At 63.5% G+C, this 20444-nt stretch carries 16 protein-coding genes and 1 other RNA gene; 4 read left to right on the forward strand and 13 right to left on the reverse strand.

Annotation, left to right across the window (positions count from 1 at the left end; genetic code table 11):
* Positions 1–41: 41 nt before the first annotated feature.
* The 11 genes from Cth01_RS05455 to Cth01_RS05505 form a co-directional block, all read right to left on the reverse strand.
* Positions 42–1157, reverse strand: a complete 1116-nt coding sequence (locus Cth01_RS05455) for a CobW family GTP-binding protein (RefSeq protein WP_034362970.1) — start codon at positions 1155–1157, stop codon at positions 42–44.
* Positions 1158–1367: 210 nt separating this feature from the next.
* A complete protein-coding gene (locus tag Cth01_RS05460; RefSeq protein WP_034404183.1) occupies positions 1368–2414 on the reverse strand; it encodes a tyrosine recombinase XerC in 1047 nt (348 codons plus the stop codon).
* A gap of 24 nt (positions 2415–2438) precedes the next feature.
* Positions 2439–3152 (reverse strand): DUF484 family protein, encoded by a 714-nt coding sequence (locus Cth01_RS05465; protein ID WP_034354355.1) that lies wholly within the window; start codon positions 3150–3152, stop codon positions 2439–2441.
* Positions 3149–4027: a diaminopimelate epimerase gene (dapF, locus tag Cth01_RS05470; RefSeq protein WP_045838850.1), complete on the reverse strand. Its 879-nt coding sequence runs from the start codon at positions 4025–4027 to the stop codon at positions 3149–3151. The genes Cth01_RS05465 and dapF overlap by 4 nt, the downstream gene beginning before the upstream one ends.
* 50 nt (positions 4028–4077) lie before the next feature.
* Positions 4078–4638: a MarR family winged helix-turn-helix transcriptional regulator gene (locus tag Cth01_RS05475; protein WP_045838693.1), complete on the reverse strand. Its 561-nt coding sequence runs from the start codon at positions 4636–4638 to the stop codon at positions 4078–4080.
* Between the two features lie 96 nt (positions 4639–4734).
* Positions 4735–6498 carry an acyl-CoA dehydrogenase family protein gene (locus tag Cth01_RS05480; protein ID WP_045838694.1) on the reverse strand — a complete coding sequence of 588 codons (1764 nt, stop codon included), beginning with the start codon at positions 6496–6498 and terminating at the stop codon, positions 4735–4737.
* Between the two features lie 151 nt (positions 6499–6649).
* Positions 6650–7657: a Bug family tripartite tricarboxylate transporter substrate binding protein gene (locus Cth01_RS05485; RefSeq protein ID WP_045838695.1), complete on the reverse strand. Its 1008-nt coding sequence runs from the start codon at positions 7655–7657 to the stop codon at positions 6650–6652.
* A gap of 90 nt (positions 7658–7747) precedes the next feature.
* Positions 7748–8752 (reverse strand): Bug family tripartite tricarboxylate transporter substrate binding protein, encoded by a 1005-nt coding sequence (locus tag Cth01_RS05490; protein ID WP_045838696.1) that lies wholly within the window; start codon positions 8750–8752, stop codon positions 7748–7750.
* 96 nt (positions 8753–8848) lie between these two features.
* Positions 8849–9616, reverse strand: a complete 768-nt coding sequence (locus Cth01_RS05495; RefSeq protein ID WP_045838697.1) for an SDR family NAD(P)-dependent oxidoreductase — start codon at positions 9614–9616, stop codon at positions 8849–8851.
* Between the two features lie 60 nt (positions 9617–9676).
* Positions 9677–11581, reverse strand: a complete 1905-nt coding sequence (locus Cth01_RS05500) for a feruloyl-CoA synthase (RefSeq protein WP_045838698.1) — start codon at positions 11579–11581, stop codon at positions 9677–9679.
* 38 nt (positions 11582–11619) lie between these two features.
* Positions 11620–12402, reverse strand: a complete 783-nt coding sequence (locus Cth01_RS05505) for a crotonase/enoyl-CoA hydratase family protein (protein WP_003069038.1) — start codon at positions 12400–12402, stop codon at positions 11620–11622.
* A gap of 159 nt (positions 12403–12561) precedes the next feature.
* Between Cth01_RS05505 and Cth01_RS05510 the strand changes: the two genes are divergently transcribed.
* The 4 genes from Cth01_RS05510 to Cth01_RS05525 all read left to right on the forward strand — a co-directional run bounded on the left by Cth01_RS05510 (position 12562) and on the right by Cth01_RS05525 (position 19125).
* On the forward strand, positions 12562–14256 hold the full coding sequence (locus tag Cth01_RS05510; RefSeq protein ID WP_045838699.1) for an MBL fold metallo-hydrolase: 1695 nt from the start codon (positions 12562–12564) through the stop codon (positions 14254–14256).
* Between the two features lie 66 nt (positions 14257–14322).
* Entirely contained in the window at positions 14323–15090 is a 768-nt protein-coding gene (locus Cth01_RS05515; protein ID WP_045838700.1) for a pseudouridine synthase, read from the forward strand.
* 96 nt (positions 15091–15186) lie between these two features.
* On the forward strand, positions 15187–16503 hold the full coding sequence (locus Cth01_RS05520; RefSeq protein ID WP_045838701.1) for a sigma-70 family RNA polymerase sigma factor: 1317 nt from the start codon (positions 15187–15189) through the stop codon (positions 16501–16503).
* A gap of 153 nt (positions 16504–16656) precedes the next feature.
* Positions 16657–19125 carry a TonB-dependent siderophore receptor gene (locus tag Cth01_RS05525; RefSeq protein ID WP_045838702.1) on the forward strand — a complete coding sequence of 823 codons (2469 nt, stop codon included), beginning with the start codon at positions 16657–16659 and terminating at the stop codon, positions 19123–19125.
* A 44-nt stretch (positions 19126–19169) separates the two neighbouring features.
* Here the strand turns inward: Cth01_RS05525 and rnpB are convergent.
* An RNA gene (rnpB, locus tag Cth01_RS05530) (RNase P RNA component class A) lies at positions 19170–19530 on the reverse strand.
* A 21-nt stretch (positions 19531–19551) separates the two neighbouring features.
* Positions 19552–20376 (reverse strand): AraC family transcriptional regulator, encoded by an 825-nt coding sequence (locus tag Cth01_RS05535; RefSeq protein ID WP_045838703.1) that lies wholly within the window; start codon positions 20374–20376, stop codon positions 19552–19554.
* Between the last annotated feature and the right edge of the window lie 68 nt (positions 20377–20444).

The raw sequence follows: 20444 nt of genomic DNA on the forward strand, positions 1-20444 counted from the left end.
AAACCGTTAGCTTTCGCCGAAACAGCCCCCAAACCCAGGGTTTACACCAAACATTGATCCAGTCCCTGGCGAAGAATGTCCTGCGGCAGGTCGATGCCGATGAAGACCATTTTGCTGACTCGCTTTTCATCGGCTTCCCACTCGGGGCCCAGATCGCTGCCCATGAGCTGGTGCACGCCCTGGAAGATGACCTTGCGGCTGGTGCCCTTCATGTCGAGCACGCCCTTGTAGCGCAGCATCTTGGGGCCGTAGATATTGACGATGGCGCCCAGGAAGTCTTCCAGCTTGGCCGGGTCGAACGCGCGATCGGCGCGGTAGACAAAGCTCTTCACGTCATCGTCGTGATGATGATGATGCGGGTGATTGCAGTGCTCGCCATGCTCGTGGTCATGGTGGTCGTGGCCGCAATGCTCGTCGTGCTGGTGTTCATGATCGTGTTCGCATTGGCCATGGTCATGGTCGCAAGCGCTGTGGTCGTGATGATCGTGGTCGTGATCATCTTCCTTGAGGAAATCAGGGTCGATGTCCAGCTTGGCGTTCAGGTTGAAGCCACGCAGGTCGAACACTTCGCTCAGGGGCACATCGCCAAAATGAACGGCACGGATGGGCGCGCGCGGGTTCATGTGCTTGAGGCGATGGATCAGCGCCTCCTTTTCCGCATCCGTCACCAGATCGGTCTTGGACAGGAACATCTGGTCGGCAAAGCCCACCTGACGGCGCGCTTCCTGGCGATCGTCGAGTTGCTGATTGGCATGCTTGGCATCCACCAGAGTGATGATGGAGTCGATCAGATAGGTCTCGGCGATCTCGTCATCCATGAAGAAGGTCTGGGCCACGGGACCGGGATCGGCCAGACCGGTGGTCTCGATCACGATGCGGTCGAAGTCCACCTGCCCCTTGCGGCGCTTGGCGGCCAGCAACTGCAAAGCCTCACGCAGGTCTTCGCGGATGGTGCAGCAGATGCAGCCGTTGCTCATCTGCAGGATCTGTTCTTTGGATTCGGTCTTGAGAATGTCGGTGTCGATGTTCTCCTCGCCGAACTCGTTCTCGATCACGGCAATCTTCATGCCGTGGGATTCGTGCAGCACGCGCTTGAGCAGCGTGGTCTTGCCCGAGCCCAGAAAGCCCGTGAGGATGGTGACAGGAATGAGAGCCATGCGTTGAAACCTCTTGCTGCGGCCAGCCGCCACATGCGGCTGTCCAAAAAACACGGGCGGCGCATCCCTATGCGCGCTCCGGTGATAACAGCTGGGGAGTGTAGCGGTGCTTTCAAGCGCGCATGGGCAGCAGGGATGGCAGAAATTTCAGCAAAAAATCACCTCCATCACATACTCAACAATCACTTCAAGCTATCAAATCAGGACTCTTCAGTTTTGCTCTTCGTCGTCCGGCACGCGCAATGGAGCGGGCGTCTCTCCGACGCTGCTGCGCTGCGCACGCGGGTGGGCTTTTTCATAAGCCTGGGCCAGATGCTGGAAATCCAGCCGCGTATATATCTGCGTGGTGGCAATACTGGAATGCCCGAGCAGCTCCTGCACGGCACGCAGATCGCCACTGGACTGCAGCATATGACTGGCAAAGGAGTGACGCAGCACATGCGGGTGCACGCCAGTCGCAAGCCCCGCCTGCTGGCCTCGCTGCTTGAGACGTGACCAGACCGACTGGGCGCTGAGCCGCTCGCCCCGGCGGCCGACGAACAAGGCCGCTTCATCCTGTGCCTTGAGCTGTGCGGTCCCGACCAGCGCGCTGCTGCGCAGCGCCAACCAGCGCTGCAAGGCCTCGATCGCCATGCGCCCCACGGGCACAATGCGGCGCTTGCTGCCCTTGCCCTGAACATGGGCGTCACCCGCCTCCAGGTCGATCCAGCCTCTGCCTTCATGCCGGCTCTGCTGGTCGGGCCGTAGATCCAGCCCCACCAGTTCGGCCACACGCAGGCCACAGCTGTAGAGCAGCTCGGTCATGGCGACGTCACGCGCCTCCATCCATGGATCAGCTTCGGGGTTCTGAAAACTGGCCAGTTGCACGGCATCGTCCACAGCCAGTGCCTTGGGAAGAGGCTTGGCAGCTTTGGGGCCGCGCACGCCCTCCACGGGGTTGAAAGGCACCAGCTCCCGCTGGGCCGCCCAGCGGAAAAAGCTGCGCCAGCCCGAAAGAATCAGTGCGATACCGCGTGCACTGCGGCCGGCACCATGCATTTGCGCAGCAAAGCGGCGAATATGCGAGGGTTGCAGTGTCAAAAGCTCCTGAGCTGCCGCCTGTGCAAAGCTCTGCAGCTTGATCAGGTCCAGCGCATACAGCGTATGCGTGCGCTCGGCCAGGCGCTTTTGCACACGCACATGCTCCAGATAGCTGTGGACAACTTCCGGAAGCTGCGCGTACTGCTCCTCAAAAGAGGGCTGCTCGCGCTCTTGCATCGGTATCTACCCCCTTTTGCAGCCTCAGCCGTGCGCCAGCGTCAGCGCAGGAGCGCGCATGCGCGAGAGCGAGGCACTGGCCAGCTCGGAGATGCGTGAAAGGAATTCAAGACCCATGGTCGCATCGAAGCGCAGCGGGTCGGGCGATCCCAGCACCAGCATGCCAAAGGCGTTGGAAGTGCTGTCCATGGCACCGTCATGCAGGGTCAGCAGCGCGACCGACTGCACCGCATTGGGGTTGGGCAGCCAGGTCACGGGCTCGAAGCCCATATTGGGGCCGCAGAACGGCATGGTCAGCGACGAAGCAAAGGCCTTGGCATCATCGCTCACTCCCATGGTGTAGACGGTGCCGCTGTGCGCACCCGCCACATTCCACAGACGCAATGCGACCTGGGGGACATCAAACGTGTGCTGCAGGCTGGCGGTGAGCGCATGGGGCAGCTCGCGCAAGTCCTGCACCCTGACCAGGGCATGGGTCCACTGATGAATCTTGTTGGCGATGGAAGCGTTCTCGCTGCCATGGCGCACCATGTCCATGATGCGATGCTCCAGACCCTTGATCTTTTCGCGCAGCATCTCGGCCTGACGTTCCTGCAGGCTGACGGCACGTGGGCCATGGCCGCTGATCAGACGCACGCCTGTCAGCATCTCGGCATGGCGCTCGAAGAAATCGGGGTTTTCCTGGAGGTAGTCGGCAATCGACTCTTCGGTCATGGCGGTATCGGTCAAGCTGTTCATAAGGTATCAGGTATGTCGATCTGGCCTTCAAAAACAAATTCGGCAGGGCCGGTCATGCGCACGCGATCGTGCGCACCGCCAGTCCATTCAATGGTCAGCAGACCGCCGCGGGTATGCACATCGACGCGCTGGTCGAGCAGGCCCCAGCCAATGCCGGCCACCACGGCTGCACAAGCCCCCGTACCGCAGGCCAGGGTCTCGCCGGCACCACGTTCATAGACACGCAAGCGGACTTCACCGCGGTTGAGGATCTGCATGAAGCCGGCGTTCACACGCTGAGGAAAACGGGCATGGTTCTCTATCAGCGGGCCGTGCAACCCCACCAAAGCGGTATTCACATCCTCCACCAACTGCACCGCATGCGGATTGCCCATGGAAACGGCTGCTATCCAGACTGTAGCCGGCTGCAAAGGCGCATCAAGCGTCAGAGGCCATTTTTGTGTCGAGCCCAGAGTCTCGGCCTGCAGACCGTCGATCGTGAACGGCACCTTGGCCGGATCCAGCTGAGGCGCACCCATATCGACCGTGACGCGGCCATTGCCATGAATTTCAGGGGCGATGACGCCCGAGAGGGTCTGTACGCGGATCACGCTCTTGTCGGTCAGACCCTTGTCATGCACATAGCGCGCAAAACAGCGTGCGCCGTTTCCGCACTGCTCGACCTCGCCACCGTCGGCGTTGTGGATGACATATTCAAAGTCCACGCCCTCTGCGGGTGCCGGGCGCACCGTCAGGATCTGGTCGGCGCCCACGCCAAAGTGACGATTGGCCAGGTAGCGGTACTGGGCGGTGCTCAAGCCCAGGCGAGCCTGGGTTTCGTCGAGCACGACAAAGTCGTTGCCCGCACCTTGCATCTTGGTAAAGCGAATCTGCATGATGCCGCACATTATCGCGCCGGGCGCAGGATCTGCGCCATGCCATGGGATCAGCGATACAGCTTTTGCAACAACTCCATGAGCTGCACCTGCTCGGCAGCACTCAGATGCCCGATGGCACGGGTCTCGCTGCTCTTGAGCTCGGGCTCGGCCGTATCCACCAGTTCGCGCCCTGCCCCGGTCAGGTACAGACCCGTGGCGCGGCCGTCTCGCGGGTGCGGACGCCGTTCCAGAAAGCCGCGTTTGCCCAGCGCGTCGATCATGCCCACCATATTCGGCGGCAGCACGGCCAGTTGCTGACAGAGCTGACGCGAGGTGACACCCGGATTGCTGCCCACCAGAGACAGCACGGAGAACTCGACGATCTTGAGGTCAAAACGCTCCATGCAGCGCATAAAAACCCCCACCAGAGCCAGCGAGGCGCGCCTGGCGTTGTAGCCCAGCAGGGATTCCAGAAAGCTGGCATTGACCTGATCGACGGCAAAAACCTCGGCACTGTCCCTGGGCTCCTGCCCCGAGCCCGGGAGATCCAAGCCAGCCTCTCTGGAGCGCGTGCCGCGCAAAGAGCGTGCAGGTTTGGAGTCTGGTTCAGCAGTCTTGTGAGCGAGCATTGGCGATGTCAACTTCGAAGGCAAAAGAGCAATCCAGGAGCGCGATGAAAAGACCGCAATTGTGCCGGTATTGCTCGCATCTTGCAGCCATTTTGATCAATGCGCAGAGGTGAACAGCTGGTTGCCGTGTACGACGGAAGCCTGCGCCCACTGCGCCTTCATCAGACTCAGACGCCAGTCCATTTCGGGCAATATGCGCTGCTGCACCTGCTTGCATGGGCCTTGCCAGCGCTCCCTATCGCCCCCCGCTGTGGCCGCAATACGAGCCCACGCCCAGCCCAGCAGCACCACGGCCACGCAGCGCAGATAGTCGTCGGCCACGCGCCAGGCCAGGGTGTCATCTTCCTTGCAGGCCTGCGCCAGCACCGTGGTGAAGTAGCGCAGCTGTGCCAGGCAGCGCAGCACTTCTGCATCCAGCGCCCGTCCAGCATCCAGGCTGTTGCGCAAAGTCAGCAGCCATTGCCCCATGGCCTGACCACCGTCGGGCAGCACCTTGCGCACCAGCAGGTCGATGGCCTGAATTTCATTCGTGCCTTCGTAAATCATGGCCACGCGCGAATCACGCACGATCTGCTCTATGCCCCACTCGCGGATATAGCCGTGACCGCCAAATACCTGCAGGCAGGCGCTTGAGCCCTCGAATGCCTGCTGGGTCCAGGCGGCCTTGAGCACGGGCGTGATCAGGCTGCACCACTGCTGGGCCTGCTCGCGCTCGCGGGCGCCCTCGGCATGTCGCGCCACATCGAGATAGATACCGGTCTGGTAGGCCAGTACACGCCCACCATCCACCCAGGCGCGCTGCAAATCGAGCGTGCGGCGAATGGCCGGATGCTCGATGATCAAATCTGCTGCATCGCCTGCGCCACGCGAGGCCGGCACCACCCCTGGCGCTCGCATCTGGCGGCGCTCCAGCGCATAGGCATGGGCCTTCTGCCATGCCGCATCCAGCAGCCCTATGCCCTGCAGCGCCACATGCAGGCGCGCGGCATTCATCATCACAAACATGGCGTTCAGGCCCGCTCCGGGCTGGCCTATCAACCAGCCTGCAGCTCCATCAAAGCGCATCACGCAGGTAGGGCTGCCATGCAGGCCCATTTTTTCCTCGATACGTTCGCAGACCACGTGGTTGCGTTCACCATCGGGCAAAACCTTGGGCACAAGAAACAGCGACAAGCCCTTGGGCCCTGCCGGAGCTCCGGGCAGACGCGCCAGCACCAGATGCACGATGTTATCGGTCAGATCATGCTCGCCGCCCGAAATGAAAATCTTGCTGCCGCTGATCTCGAAGCACTCGCCCAACTCGGACACGCCAGCCGGCACGGCCTGGGTGCGAACCTGTCCCAGATCGCTGCCCGCATGGGCCTCCGTCAGGCACATGGTTGCCAGCCATTCGCCGCTGGCCACCTTGGGCAGATAGGCGGCCTTGAGCGCATCGCTGCCATGGTGCTTGAGGCACTCATAAGCACCATGCAGCAAGCCCGGCGCCATGGTCCAGCCATGGTTGGCGGCACTCAGCCATTCGTACAGCACGCCTTCCAGCACCCAGGGCAGCCCTTGACCGCCATCCTCCTCGGCACAGGCCAGTGCAGGCCAGCCGGCCCGCCAGAAGTCCTGATATGCCTGGGCAAATCCAGGCGGCGTGGTGACCTTGCCCGCTGCAAACTGCACGCCGACCTCATCGCCTTCGCGCGACAGCGGCGCCACCACCTCGCCCACCCATTTGCCGGCCTCTTCCAGCACCTGCTGCATCAGCGCCTGATCCGTTGCGGCATGCGCCGGCAGGCGCTGCAACTGCTCATCGGCCTTGAGCACATCAAAAAGAAGAAACGCGTTATCGGCACTGAGGGGCAAATAGGACATACAAAACCGGCTGCGTTTGCAGCAAAAGCTCAACCAAAACGCGGGCTATGCAAGAAGCGCAACCCTATAGTCAGAGGCGCCCAGCAAGAGCCGCCTCGCGGCGATGGCGCCGTCCCCCTCAGGGGGAAACGGCGCAGCCGTTCAGGGGGTCTCAAGTATCCGCAGTAAAGCCGATCTGCTTGACCAGCGGTCCCCAGCGCTCAAATTCGGCCTGCTGCGAACGGGCCATTTCCTCGGGCGTGGAACTGGTGGCAATCAGGCCGACCACACCCACGCTTTCCTTGAGCGCGTCGCTCTTGAGCGCTGCCGTGATGGCCGCATGGGCGCGTGCACGCACATCGGCGGGCGTCTTGGCATTGGCATAGAAGCCAAACCATTCCTCGGCCGTCAGATCGGCAAAGCCCTGCTCGGCAAAGGTGGGCACATTGGGCAGATAGGGGTTGCGCTGCGGGCCGCTGGTGGCCAGCACGCGCAGCTTGCCGGCCTTGTAGTAGCTCAGGAAGTCGCCGCTGGGGCCCATCACGGCAGCAATCTGGCCACCGGCCAGATCGGACACGGCAGGCGCGGTGCCGCGATAAGGCACATGGCTGAGCTTGATGCCCGAACGCAGGCTGAGCAGGGAGCCGATCAGATGCGGCTGGGTGCCCGCACCGGGGCTGCCGAAGCTGGCCTTGTCGGGATTGTTCTTGCACCAGGCCAGAAAATCCTTGAGGGTCTTGACCTCGGCCGGCACGGCGGGGCCGACAGCCAGCCCGTGGTGCATGATGGCTCCAATCGAAATTGGCTCGAAATCCTTGGCCTGATAGGTCAGCTTGCTATAGATATGCGGGTAGATGGAGAAGGCCGAGACCTGCGACAGCACGATGACCGAGCCGTCGCCCACGGAGTTGCGCAGATTCTCCAGTGCGATGCGGCCACCGGCACCGGGCTTGTTCTCCACCACGCCCATGTTCTTGGAGTAGCTGGTGCCGCCGATCTTTTCCGCCACACGGCGCGCCACCGAGTCACCGGCACTGCCTGCGGGAAAGCCGTAAAGGATGCGCACCTGCTCCAGTGGCCCGCTGCCCTGGGCATAGGCGTTGCGGCCGGCGATGCCGCCGAATGCGGCCAGGGCGGCTCCAGCGCCCAGGCCTTTGACGAAATTGCGACGATCTTGCATGTTTGTCTCCTCTATTGTTCGATCACTATGTGCAGGCTTGAGCCCGTCTGAAAAATCCCGACCCGAATGCTATTCGATACCGGTGGGTCATCAGGAATCGCCCGTAAAACCGATCTGCTTGACCAGCGGACCCCAGCGCTCGAACTCGGCCTGCTGCGAACGGGCCATTTCCTCGGGCGTGGAGCTGGTGGCAATCAGGCCGACCACACCCAAGCTTTCCTTGAGCGCGTCGCTCTTGAGCGCTGCCGTGATGGCCGCATGGGCGCGTGCACGCACGTCGACCGGTGTCCTGACATTGGCATAGAAGCCAAACCACTCTTCGGCCGTCAGATCGGCAAAGCCCTGCTCGGCAAAGGTGGGCACATTGGGCAGATAGGGGTTGCGCTGCGGGCCGCTGGTGGCCAGCACGCGCAGCTTGCCGGCCTTGTAATAGCTCAGATAGTCTCCGCACGTGCCCATGATGGCCGCGATCTGACCGCCCACGACGTCCGAGACGCCGGGTGCCATGCCGCGATATGGCGCATGGCTGAGCCTGACGCCGGAGCGCAGACTCAGCAGCGCCCCCAGCAGATGCGGCTGACTGCCGGCACCGGGGCTGCCGAAGCTGGCCTTGTCGGGATTGTTCTTGCACCAGGCCAGGAAGTCCTTGAGCGTCTTCACCTCGGCCGGCACGGCGGGGCCGACAGCCAGCCCGTGGTGCATGATGGCTCCAATCGAAATCGGCTCGAAATCCTTGGCCTGATAGCTCAGCTTGCTGTAGATGTGCGGGTAGATGGAGAAGGCCGAGACCTGGGACAGTGCAATCACCGAGCCATCCCCTACGGAGTTACGCAGATTCTCCAGCGCGATGCGGCCGCCGGCTCCGGGCTTGTTTTCCACCACGCCCATGTTCTTGGAGTAGCTGGTGCCGCCCATTTTTTCGGCCACGCGGCGGGCAACCGAGTCACCGGCGCTGCCTGCGGGAAAGCCATAAAGAATGCGCACCTGCTCCAGCGGGCCACCGCCCTGGGCATAGGCGCTGCGGCTGATACCACCGAATGCGGCCAGCGCGGCACCAGCGCCCAGGCCTTTGACGAAATTGCGACGACCTTGCATGACTTGTCTCCTGCTTGAAATACGGACTCTTCGGTCCTGTGGAATCAATACACGTCTCGATAGCAAACCAGCGGGCTGTCGCCAGCCCGCCCTGCCTCAGCGCGGAGCCATGCGCAGCGCACCATCCAGACGAATCACCTCGCCATTGAGATGATCGTTGTGCACGATATGCACGGCTAGATCGGCAAACTCCGAAGGCTTGCCCAGGCGCGAAGGAAAGGGAATGGATGCCGCCAGCGACTGCTGCACGGGCTCGGGCAGCTCCTTCATCAACGGTGTGGCGAACAAGCCTGGCGCCACGGTGCAGACACGAATGCCGTGCTGGGCCAGATCACGCGCCATGGGCAGCGTCATGCCGACCAGGCCTCCCTTGGATGCGCTGTAAGCCTGCTGTCCCACCTGGCCATCGAAGGCTGCCACCGAGGCGGTGTAAAGAATCACGCCGCGCGCGCCATCCTCCAGCGCCGCCAGCTTGGCGCAGCGTGCGGCAAACAGCCGCGTCATGTTGTAGCTGCCGACAAGGTTGACGCGAATCACTCGCTCAAAGTCTTCCAGCGGTGCGGGCTCGCCATCGCGGCCGATCACGCGCTTGGCCGTGCCGATGCCGGCCACATTCATGAGAATGCGCGCATCGCCGCCCCATTGCTCGCGAACGGCATCCAGCGCGGCCGTGACGCTGTCCGCATCGCAGATATCGCTCTCCAGCGCCAGTCCGCCGATCTCGGCAGCCACCACCTTGGCCTTGTCGAGCTGGCGATCCAGCACTGCAACCCTGGCGCCTGCGGCAGCCAGCGCACGCGCCGTGGCTTCGCCTAGGCCCGAGGCTCCTCCGGTTACGATGGCAATCTGATCCTGAACTTGCATATCACTATCCTTTTAAAAACTGCTTGCGCTTTCTGTCATTGGGCTCAAGCCTGTTCTGGCTCAGCGATTGGGCTTCAGGATCAGGGCCAGCGTTTCGTCATAGAGACCTGCCACCACATCGGCGCGATGCTGGAGCACGGCACGCTGGTTGATGGAGCCCTTGTCCGTGACTTCGCCCAGGTCCAGCGAGGGCGCCCTGATCGCCGCCACTGCCCGCGCAATGCGGGTGGCACTGCCGGTGGCCGTCTGCGCCAGCTGGTTCAGAACCGTCTGCAGATGCTGCTGCACGGGTTGGCTGTGCATGATCTGCTCCAGCGTCGCCCCCGCGTCCAGGCCACTCAAGGCCGCACAGGCCGGGGTCCCGAAAACGATGGCACCGACCTCCTTGCGATCCAGACCGGTCAGCACCACATCCTGGATATAGGGCGCGCCGGCATGGATGATCCTGGCCCGCAGCGGCCCCACGTTGACGAATGTGCCCGTGGCCAGCTTGAAGTCTTCGGCAATGCGGCCGTCAAAGCGCAGACCCTGGTTGCGATCCTGCGGGTCGCGCCACTGCACGGCGTCTCCGGTGCGGAAAAATCCGTCCTCGTCAAACGCCTCTGCCGTGGCTTCGGGTGCGCGCCAGTAGCCGGGCGTGACGTTCGGTCCGCGGTAGCGCACCTCCAGCTTGCCATCCACAGGCGCCAGCTTGAGCTCCAGACCCGGCACGGGCACGCCCAGGTCTCCCGAGCGCACATCGGGACGGTTGATGAACAGGGCCGAGGGCGAGGACTCGGTCATGCCCAGGCCCGTGCCCATCACGATGCGCTCGCCGCACTCGGCCTCCTGCGTGCGGTGCAGGCTATCCCAGACGGGCTGCGCCAGAGAGGCTCCGGCGTAGAAGAACATCTTGACGCGCTTGAGCAGGCTGCTGCGCAACTGCGCATCGCTCTCCATGGCACGGGCGATGTATTCGAAGCCCGTGGGTACGTTGAAGTAAACGGTAGGAGAGATCTCGCGCAGATTGCGCAGCGTCTCGGCAATGCCCGCCGCCGTAGGCTTGCCCTCGTCGATATAGACAGTGCCGCCGTGATAGAGCGCGAGGCCGATGTTCTTGTTGCCTCCGAAAGTGTGATTCCAGGGCAGCCAGTCCACCAGCACGGGCGGGCCTTTGACCATATCGGGCATGGTCTGGGCAATCTGCTGCTGGTTGGCGCACCACATTCCATGGGTGTTGATCACGGCCTTGGGCAGCTTGGTCGATCCTGAGGTGAACAGGAACTTGGTGATGGTGTCGGGCCCGGTGGCCTGCATGGCGGCATCCACCGCAGCTGTAGGCTCGGTTGCCAGCAGGTCGGCAAACAAGGTGCAGGTCTGGGCATCGACGGCCGGCTTGCGGTAAACCACCTCACAGCCCTCGGGCAGCACGGCGCGTACCGCCTTGTCATAACGCGCCGCATCGGCAGCAAAGATCAGGCCTGGCGTGAGCGTATCGACCACATGGCGCAGCTTGGCGTAATCGGTGCTGACCAGTGAATAGGCCGTGGAAACCGAGCAATATGGCACGCCTGCATACAGGCAACCCATGGCCAGCATGGCATGGTCGAGATCGTTCTCGCTGAGGATGATGACGGGACGCTCTGCCGAGAGCTTTCTGTCCAGTAAGGACTGCGCAATGCTGCGCGCCGCTGCCAGCGTCTGGGCATAGTCGATGCGCTGCCAATCACCGGTGCTGCCGTCGGCCAGTCGTTGCCGCTGGGCGATGAAGGTCTGCTGCGGCGTGGTCTGCGCCCAGTGCACCAGCCTGTCAGTCATGCGTGCTGCGTGCTCTGCCAGCTCCCGGTCGGAGCGCACGTAGAAAGTGCCGTCGCCTGCCTCCCTGACCTGGATGCTGCGCACGCCGAACTCCAGCTCACGGTAGCGGGGCCTGCCCCCCTCTACCACTTGGCCCAGGGCCTGCATGGCTGTGTTTGTCTCCTGCATTGTCTTTGTCTCCACAGCGTTGTTTTTTGAGAGTGCTTTCAGTCCTTGCTGACCTTGGCGGCCCGCCCGGACAGAAATTCCTGCAAACGGAACTTGGCTTCTGGCGCGCTCTGCGCCACGGCAGCCATCAGAGCTTCCGTCATCAGCCCCTGATCGGCGGGCTGATCGGCAATCCTGGGCAACGCGTGCATCAGGGCGTAATTGGTCATGGGGGCGTTTTCGGCAATGCGCAGCGCCAGCTCCACGGCCTTGTCCAATGCATGTCCTTCGGGCACCAGATATTGCGACAGACCAATGCGCTCACCCTCTTCGGCCTTGTACACACGGCCCGTGAACATCATGTCGGCCATGCGTGCGGCTCCGATCAGGCGCGGGATGCGCACCGAGCCGCCACCGCCGACGAAAATGCCGCGTGAACCTTCGGGCAAGGCATAGAAAGTACTGCTGTCGGCCACACGGATATGGCAGGCGCTGGCCAGCTCCAGGCCGCCCCCCACCACGGCACCATGCAGGGCGGCGACCACGGGCACCGCGCCGAACTGCACCTGGCGCAGCGCCTCATGCCACATGCGTGAGTGCAGAACGCCCTGGGCCGCATCGCGTTCGCTGAGCTCGCTCAGATCCAGGCCGGCGCAGAAATGCGGTCCATCGCCATCCACCACTGCAGCGCGCACGCTGGCGGGCAGATTCATGAATACATCGCGCAGACCCAGCACCAGCCCATCGGACAAGGCGTTGCGCTTGGCGGCACGCATCAGGCGAATGACGGCAACCTGTTCGGCTTCGCCACGGAACTCAACTGCAATTTCTTTATGAGTCATAACCATTCCTTTTGCATCATTATTGTTATTTCAAATAACTAAATGCAAGACATCCTCGGCCGTTTGCTCTCAGTGCTTTCCCCGATTCGCGCAGCAGGAGTGCACAACTAGTCCAGGTGTGACATTCACGAACGCGGCGACTTCGCATAATGTGACCTCATGACATCACCCAGCCAGCCCCGCCCCAGCCAGTTGCTTCAGCCCCAGCGCGCGCCAGTTCCCGCGCGCGATGCTTCCACGCTTTTGTTGCTGCGCGACTGCGCCGATGGCAATGGTTTTGAAGTGCTGATGACAAGGCGTGCAGATCAAGGCATCTTTGCCAATGCCTATGTTTTCCCCGGCGGCGGCCAGGAAGATGAAGATGCAGCCCCAGCCAGTCATGCGCTGGCGCGCGTGCGCCCCAGCATGATCGCCGAGGCGGGAGATGAACGCATTACCCAGGCTCTGGCAGGCATTCGCGAGACTTTTGAGGAGCTGGGCATCCTGCTGGCCTATGACCAGGCCGGCCAACCCGTTCCACCGGCCCAGGTTCAGCAACTGGACCGCAAGGCATCGCTGTATGAGCAATGCCGCGCGCGCGGCTGGACGCTGGCCGTGGACCAGCTCTGGTATCTGGCCCACTGGACCGCACCACTGGACCTGCCCAAGCGCTTTAACGTGCCGTTCTTTGTAGCCCGCATGCCCGAAGGCCAGACGGCGGTGGCCGACGAAACCGAGCAGTTCGAGCCCACCTGGATTTCTCCGCAGGATGCGATTGCGCGCTTTGAAGAGAAAAAGCTGTTCATCCTCTTTCCCACCCAGCGTACATTGCAGCGCATCGCTCACCAGCCCGATACCCAGGCCGTGATCAATGCCCTGCTAAGCGAGAAGCCGCTGTGGCAGGCCTGCCCCCGTGGCGGCCACCTGAAAGGCAAAGACACACGTCATACCGAAACCGATATGGCCTATGGCGAACTGGAAATGGTGCTGCCCGACGGCCACGGCATTCACCATCTGGACTGGCAGCCTGAAAAAGCCGTGCCGCTGCGCAAGAACCTGCTGCGTTTGACGGCCCCCAACTCCGGCATGATGACCGGTCCCGGCACCAACAGCTATCTGGTCGGCGATGCGCATAGCGGCTATATCGCCATCGACCCCGGCCCGGACGATGCCGAACATCTGCAGCGCCTGCACGATGCCGCCGGCGGCGATATCCGCTACATCGTCTGCACCCATTCCCACCCCGATCACTCGCCGGGCGCCGCACCGCTGCAGGCCATGGTCCTGCTCTCCGGCCATGCCAGGCCTCCCATCATGGGCCTGCCGTCGGCGCCCACAGCGCGTGCCAACAGTCGCTTCAGACCCGAGGTGACGCTACGGGACGGAGAGCGCATCACGCTTGCCGGACAAGGGGCAGAAGGCGAGATCACGCATACGCTGCAAGCCATCTTCACGCCCGGCCACGCAGCCAACCACCTGTGCTTTCTGCTGGAGGAGGACGCGCTGCTATTCAGTGGCGATCACATCCTCAATGGCAGCACCACCGTCATCAGCCCGCCGGACGGCAATATGATCGATTACCTCGATTCGCTGGACAGGCTCCACTCCATGTGCCTGGAGCACGACATTCGCTACATCCTGCCCGCCCATGGCTACGTGCTGGGCTTTGCGCGACATCAGATCACCCGCCTCAAGGCCCACCGCCTGGCACGCGAGGCCAAGGTACATCAGGCCATGCGCACCAAGCCCGACGGCAGCATTCAGGACTGGGTGGCGATTGCCTACGCCGACACACCTCAAGCCCTGTGGCCCGTGGCCCAGCAATCGCTGCTGGCGCATGTGGAGCGCATTCAAAAGCTCTGCCTTGGCAGATAGCGCCCAGCGACCGTCGCGCTAGACCTGTGGACAACTAGGACATGGCCGGAGCATTAAGCTCTCGCCATGTCTGAATCCCTGCCTGAACAAGAAAGCATCCGCCTGGCCAAACGCGTGGCGGAGCAAGAACAATGCTCGCGCCGCGAAGCCGAGCTCCATATCGTCGCGGGCAATGTCCAGGTGGACGGCAAAGTGGTGCAAGTGCCCGAAACCCGCGTGCGCCCCGACCAGGTAGTGATCCTGCGCAAGGATGCCAAGCCTGAAGCCATTCCGCCCGTCACCATCCTGATGAACAAGCCTGCGGGCATGACCCAAGGCCCGGCCTATGGCCGCGTGCGCAGCGCGCATTCGCTGCTGAGAGAAGACACCAAGGCCAAGCTGGATACGCCCATGCCCCAGCTGGTGCTGGATCATCACTTCAGGAATCTGGAGTCGTTTCTGACGATTCCCCTGCCTGCCAGCGGCCTCATCGTCTACACCCAGGACAAGCGCGTGGCACGCAAACTGGCCGAGGAAGGCATGTGGCTGGAACAGGAAATCATCGTCGGCGTGGAGGGCCAGATCATTGAAGATGGCCTGGAAATTCTGTACGAAGGTCTGCCCATTCCCGGCGGCAACGGCCATCGTCGCATGCCTCCCTGCCATGTGAGCTGGCAGAGCGAAAACCATCTGCGCTTCGCTCTCAAGGGCATTGCGCCCGAAGAGATCGAGAAGATGTGCGCTGCCATCGGCCTGACGGTGGTCAGCATGCGCCGGCTGCGCCTTGGCCGCGTCTCGCTGGCCAAGGTGCCCGAGGGCCAGTGGCGCTATCTGATGCCCTGGGAAAGGTTCTAGACGCCTGCCCTCCAGCTGCGTCGCGGGCCACGCTATTGGCAAATGAGAATCATTTCATAAAATGAGGGATTCCTGTGCTGCCTTCCGGCCTCCCGCATGCCCGCGCCCGTCTCTTCCTCCTCCCTGCTGAGTACCTTCCAGGACAGCTACCACGAGCTGGTGCGCTTCGTGGCACGCCGCACCGGCCCGCAGGCCGCGCGTGACCTAGTGCATGACGCCTGGATACGCCTGGCCGAACGCCAGCGCGGTGAAAGCGATGCGCCCGCCGCACCGGACCATTCACCAAACGCCAGCCGTCCCTATCTCTATGCGGTGATGGAGAACATCGCCATCGACCACCTGCGCCATGGTCAGCGCACGGCCGAGCGCTTTGACAGCAGCGTCCGCGAAGGAGAGCCGCCCTCCCCTCTCAGCCCCGACGTGGCCGATACCCACTCCTATCGCCAGGCCCTGGCCGAAGTCGAAGGCGCACTGTCGCAGCTTCCCACACGCTGCCGCGACATCTTCCTGGCCGACCGCATCGAGGGCGCCTCGCATGCCGAACTGGCGACGCGCCACGGCGTCTCGGTCAAGACGGTGGAGCGCGACGTCATGCGCGCCATGGACTGCGTGGAAGCCGCACTGCGCCGCTGGCGCGGAGATGCTGCAGCATCCTCCGCTCCACGCACGGGCCGCCGCCGTGCCCTGTCCAGCCTGCTGGGCCTGGCAGGCCTGGGTGCGAGCAGTGCGGCGATCTGGCGGGCCTGGCTCCAGTGGATGCCGCAATACCAGATCCGTCTGGCCACAGCCACCGGTCGCATGCTGAACCAGCCCCTGCCCGACGGCAGCAGCTTGACTCTGGACGCCACCAGCCGCGCCGAGGTGGACTTCTACGCCACGCGCCGGCAGGTGCGCCTGCTGGCCGGCAGCGCCTTCTTTGTCGTGGTGCGCGACACGGAAAGGCCCTTCGTAGTCCAGGCCGCAGACGTACAGGTCACCGTGCTGGGCACACGCTTCGAAGTCGCGCTTGAGGGTGATGCCGTGCTGGTCGCCGTCGATGCAGGCCGCGTGCAGGTGCGCGATGGCAGCGGCACCCAATATGAACTGGGCGCAGGCCAGATGCTGCGCCTGGCGGCAGGACAGACAGCCGCCGTACAAACCACTGCCACGGTGGCAACCTGGCGGGAAGGCTGGCTGGACTTCCAGAACACGCCGCTGGCCGACGTGGCCCGGCGCCTGGAACGCTACAGCCCGCAACCGCTGCGCGTGGAGCCCGATGCATCCGCTCTGCCCGTGCTGGGGCGCGTGCGCATTGCAGCGACCCAAGGCTGGCTGCGCATGCTGCCGCGCACCCTGCCGGTCAGTGTGCAGGAAGAGGAAGGGGAACAGGGCCCGGGAACCGGGCGCATCCTGATCATCCGCCGCCGCAGCTGATGCGCCGATGGCCCGGCCTCGCCGAAAGCTAGGCATGTGCGCATCAGGCATGAGGGAATGTCGGCGCCCGTTCGTAAAGGTATGAAGACCCCGGAACGCGAATCATCCGCAGCCCGGGAATCACCATTGCCCAGATCCATCACGGGACCTTCCATGTCTTCATCCCCATCCAAACCTTCCCGCCTTGCCCACCACCATGCGGTCGCGGCAACCATCGCACTGCTGGCGCTGCAGCTGCCTCCTGGCGCCCAGGCCCAGACAGCGCCTGCGCCGGTCGCCAGCACCGATTTCCACATCCCCGCCCAGCCGCTAGGCCAGGCACTGACCCAACTGGCCCGCCAGGCCGGCCTGCAGTTGCTGGCCGCACCCGAGTTGGTGCAGGGACGCAGGGCACCCGCCGTGGAAGGGCGCCTGGGCACCGCAGCCGCCGTGGCCCGGCTGCTGCGCGGCAGCGGGCTGGAAGGCTATGTGAACCAGGGCACGCTGGTGGTGGAAAAGCCCGCCGGCGCCGTCGCCCTGCCCGAAGTCACGGTGTCCGCCGTGGGCGAGACCACAACCACCGAAGGCTCTGGCTCCTACACCACGGGACTGATGAGCACCTCCACCAAGCTGCCGCTGTCCATCCGCGAGACGCCCCAGTCCCTGACCGTGGTCACACGCCAGAAGATGGACGACCAGAGCATGCTGTCCATCGACGACGTGGCCAACAGCGCCACCGGCATCACCATCAACCGCTGGAGCGACGACCGAGCGCGCTATTTCTCGCGCGGCTTCGTGATCGGCTCCTTCCTGCAGGACGGCGTGCCCGTCTCGTATGAAACCGATACCTCCACCTACGACACCATGGCCATGTACGACCATGTGGAAGTGGTGCGCGGCCCCACGGGGCTGATGACGGGCGTGGGCGATCCTTCGGGCACGATCAACTTCGTGCGCAAGCGCGCGCCGCGCACCACCCAGCGCTCGGCCACGCTGCGCGTCGGCAGCTGGAACCAGGCCGTGGGGGAGATCGATGTGGGGGGAGCCTTCAACGAGGACGGCTCGGCGCGCGGGCGCGTCGTGGCCTCGCTGCAGTCGCGCGACCACTTCATCGATGGCTACAGCAGCAAGCGCCAGTTGCTGTACGGCACCGCCGAATTCGACCTGGGGCGCGACACCACGCTGAGCGTGGGCGGCTCCTATGTCAACGAAGACAACCCCGGCTCGCAATGGATGGGCGTGCCGATGGGCTTCGATGGCTCCTTCCTCGACATTGCGCGATCCAGGCGTTTCTCGCCCTCCTGGAGCAAATGGGACAAGAAGGAAGTCAGCCTGTTCGCCGACCTGGAGCACCGCTTCGACAGCGGCTGGAAAGCCAAGCTGGCCGCTCGCGCCCTGCAGGCCAAGTCTGCGCTGGATGGCGCCTACCTAGTCTCGGGCGGCCTCGACGAACTGGGCCGTACGCGCTACGACGTGGCTGGAGGCCTCTACGACTACGACAAGCGCCAACTCAGCCTCGATGCTTCGGCCCAGGGCCCCGTGCGCCTGTTCGGCCGCGAGCACGACCTGGCCTTCGGTGTCAGCCGCCGCAGCATCCGCTGGAGCGACCAGGGCTACAGCTACCTGTCGCCCACCGGCGAGTGGCTGATCGCCAATGGCGTCGATCCCATCACCTGGAACCCGGACTCGCTGGACCGGTCCACGATGCTGGCCGAAGACCTGTGGACCCGCCGCCAGAAGACCACACTGACCTCGGCCTACGCCACGGGCCGCTTCCTGCTGGCCGAGCCGCTGAACCTGATCGCCGGTGCACGCCTGGATTGGTATGACTTCACCAACGCCCAGCGCCAGGGTAGCTGGAGCCGCGAACGCGAATTCAGCGAGAAAGCCCGCGCCACACCCTATGTGGCGCTGACCTATGACATCAACAAGACCTACTCGGCCTATGCCAGCTACACCAGCATCTTCCGACCACAGGATTTTCTCGATGTCTCGGGCAGCATGCTGCCGCCGGTGGAAGGCCGCAATTTCGAGCTGGGCCTCAAGGGCAGCTATCTGGACGACCGCGTGAACCTGGCCGTTGCCATGTTCAACACCACGCAGGACAACCTGCCTCAGGCCATTGCGGACATCAACTCCTGCACGGTGAAGACCAATTGCTACCGCTCCGTCGGCAAGGTCAAGAGCAAGGGGCTGGACGTGGACATCAGCGGCGAGATCCTGCCGCGCCTGAATGCCGGCTTTGGCTACACCTTCACCCAGGCCCAGATCGCCAGCGACAGCACCGAAGGCGTCAAGGGTGCGCCCTATGCCAGCTACACGCCGCGCCACCAGCTCAAGCTGTCCGCCATGTACCACCTGGGCGGCGAGCTGGGCGCATGGCGCGTGGGCGGCGGCCTGCGCTACCAGACCCGCACCACGTCCGAGTCGCTGACCAGCGCTGAGGGCTATGTCATCCGACAACCGGCCTATGCTGTGGCCGACTTGGTGGTCGGCTGGCGCGTGAACCAGCAGTTGGACCTGCAGGTGAACATCAGCAACCTGTTCGATCGTCGCTATTTCGAGACTCTGGGCACAAACAACGGCGGCAACTATTTCGGCCTGCCGCGCAAGGCTCTGCTGACCGCGCGATACCAGTTCTGACCCGCCAATGAAAATGCCCCGCCAATGGCGGGGCATGGAAGAAGGTGTGAAGTGCGCCGATAAGCCGGATTCTGTGCACAACGGTTGCCCGCCATGTGACCGCCATTAATCTTGGCCATCAGTCGCCTGATGGCTCGGTGCTACCTACCCGCACACTCCGGGGGCCCCGTCAACGTGTGCCTACTTGGTATTGCTGCGCGTAGAGATTGCCCGTTTCACCCTGGTTGGTCTGCCTTGCGGCACTCCTGCCAGACTCGTCTCTGTTGCTCTGATCCTCACCTCACGGTGGACAGCTGTTAGCTGCTACGCCGCCCTATGCAGTCCGGACGTTCCTCCAGTACGGTCTTTCGACCCAACGCAAGCGTTGGCCTTTCGGCTAGTACCAGCGGCGGTCTGGCGCACTTCACGGCGCGCATTATCCCGCGTTCAGAAAGAACTTGCACAGAACTCGCGCCTGAACTGCTCGGGCGGCAGGCCGGACTCGCGCTGAAACATGGCAATAAAGGCCGAGGGCGTGCTGTAACCCAGGTCGTAGGCAATGCGCTGCACGGTGTGGCCGGCCTCCAGCGCGTCGATGGCCTGCAGATAACGCATGCGCTGGCGCCATTCGCCCAGACTCATGCCCAGCTCGCGCTGGCAGTGGCGGGCCAGCGTGCGCTCCGTCATGTGCACGGTCTCGGCCCATTCGGCCAGGCTGCGGTGGTCGTCGGGGCGCGACTGCATGGCATCCAGCACCTGCACCAGCGCCGGATGCCGGGCCACGGGCAGAAAGCTCAACTCCAACGGCGTGGCTCGCAGCTGGTCATGCACCACCCGTGCCAGACGCAGGTCTGCGTCAGTCACCGGGATCTGCACGCCCCTGGCGCCGAAGTCCGCCAGCACGGCTTTGACAATCGGCCCCAGGCGCATGCAGCCCGCCGTCTGCGGCAGATCCGCACACAGATCAGGGGCCAGATAGACGGAGCGGTACTGCACCGCATGCTGCAGATAGCAGCTGTGCACCACGCCCGGCGGAATCCACACCCCGTGCTGCGGCGGGCACAGGATATGACCCGTGGGCACGTCCATGCTCAGACTGCCGTGGGCCGCATAGTTCAGATGCCCCCAGCGGTGGCTGTGCGGCGGAGCCTCGCTGTGTTCGCCGAACTCGTCATAGCGGAAGTAATAGCTGCCAGGCACTTTGTCGGTGTCCAGTATCTGTACGGCATGGCGCTTGGCGACCGGGCCGGGAGTCGGGGCTGAGGCAGGCATGGGTTCGTCCGGCTTGAGTTATGAAATGTCTGAAATCAGCAATGCGCTTCAAATACGTCAAGCGCATC

This window comes from Comamonas thiooxydans (genome assembly GCF_000964545.1).
Lineage (GTDB): Bacteria > Pseudomonadota > Gammaproteobacteria > Burkholderiales > Burkholderiaceae_C > Comamonas > Comamonas thiooxydans.

What these genes read in the sequence shown, in the direction of transcription:
- Cth01_RS05455 (WP_034362970.1), bottom strand. Translation starts at nt 1,157, where the DNA reads ATGGCTCTCATTCCTGTCACCATCCTCACGGGCTTTCTGGGCTCGGGC.
- Cth01_RS05460 (WP_034404183.1), bottom strand. Translation starts at nt 2,414, where the DNA reads ATGCAAGAGCGCGAGCAGCCCTCTTTTGAGGAGCAGTACGCGCAGCTT.
- Cth01_RS05465 (WP_034354355.1), bottom strand. Translation starts at nt 3,152, where the DNA reads ATGAACAGCTTGACCGATACCGCCATGACCGAAGAGTCGATTGCCGAC.
- dapF (WP_045838850.1), bottom strand. Translation starts at nt 4,027, where the DNA reads ATGCAGATTCGCTTTACCAAGATGCAAGGTGCGGGCAACGACTTTGTC.
- Cth01_RS05475 (WP_045838693.1), bottom strand. Translation starts at nt 4,638, where the DNA reads ATGCTCGCTCACAAGACTGCTGAACCAGACTCCAAACCTGCACGCTCT.
- Cth01_RS05480 (WP_045838694.1), bottom strand. Translation starts at nt 6,498, where the DNA reads ATGTCCTATTTGCCCCTCAGTGCCGATAACGCGTTTCTTCTTTTTGAT.
- Cth01_RS05485 (WP_045838695.1), bottom strand. Translation starts at nt 7,657, where the DNA reads ATGCAAGATCGTCGCAATTTCGTCAAAGGCCTGGGCGCTGGAGCCGCC.
- Cth01_RS05490 (WP_045838696.1), bottom strand. Translation starts at nt 8,752, where the DNA reads ATGCAAGGTCGTCGCAATTTCGTCAAAGGCCTGGGCGCTGGTGCCGCG.
- Cth01_RS05495 (WP_045838697.1), bottom strand. Translation starts at nt 9,616, where the DNA reads ATGCAAGTTCAGGATCAGATTGCCATCGTAACCGGAGGAGCCTCGGGC.
- Cth01_RS05500 (WP_045838698.1), bottom strand. Translation starts at nt 11,581, where the DNA reads ATGCAGGAGACAAACACAGCCATGCAGGCCCTGGGCCAAGTGGTAGAG.
- Cth01_RS05505 (WP_003069038.1), bottom strand. Translation starts at nt 12,402, where the DNA reads ATGACTCATAAAGAAATTGCAGTTGAGTTCCGTGGCGAAGCCGAACAG.
- Cth01_RS05510 (WP_045838699.1), top strand. Translation starts at nt 12,562, where the DNA reads ATGACATCACCCAGCCAGCCCCGCCCCAGCCAGTTGCTTCAGCCCCAG.
- Cth01_RS05515 (WP_045838700.1), top strand. Translation starts at nt 14,323, where the DNA reads ATGTCTGAATCCCTGCCTGAACAAGAAAGCATCCGCCTGGCCAAACGC.
- Cth01_RS05520 (WP_045838701.1), top strand. Translation starts at nt 15,187, where the DNA reads ATGCCCGCGCCCGTCTCTTCCTCCTCCCTGCTGAGTACCTTCCAGGAC.
- Cth01_RS05525 (WP_045838702.1), top strand. Translation starts at nt 16,657, where the DNA reads ATGTCTTCATCCCCATCCAAACCTTCCCGCCTTGCCCACCACCATGCG.
- Cth01_RS05535 (WP_045838703.1), bottom strand. Translation starts at nt 20,376, where the DNA reads ATGCCTGCCTCAGCCCCGACTCCCGGCCCGGTCGCCAAGCGCCATGCC.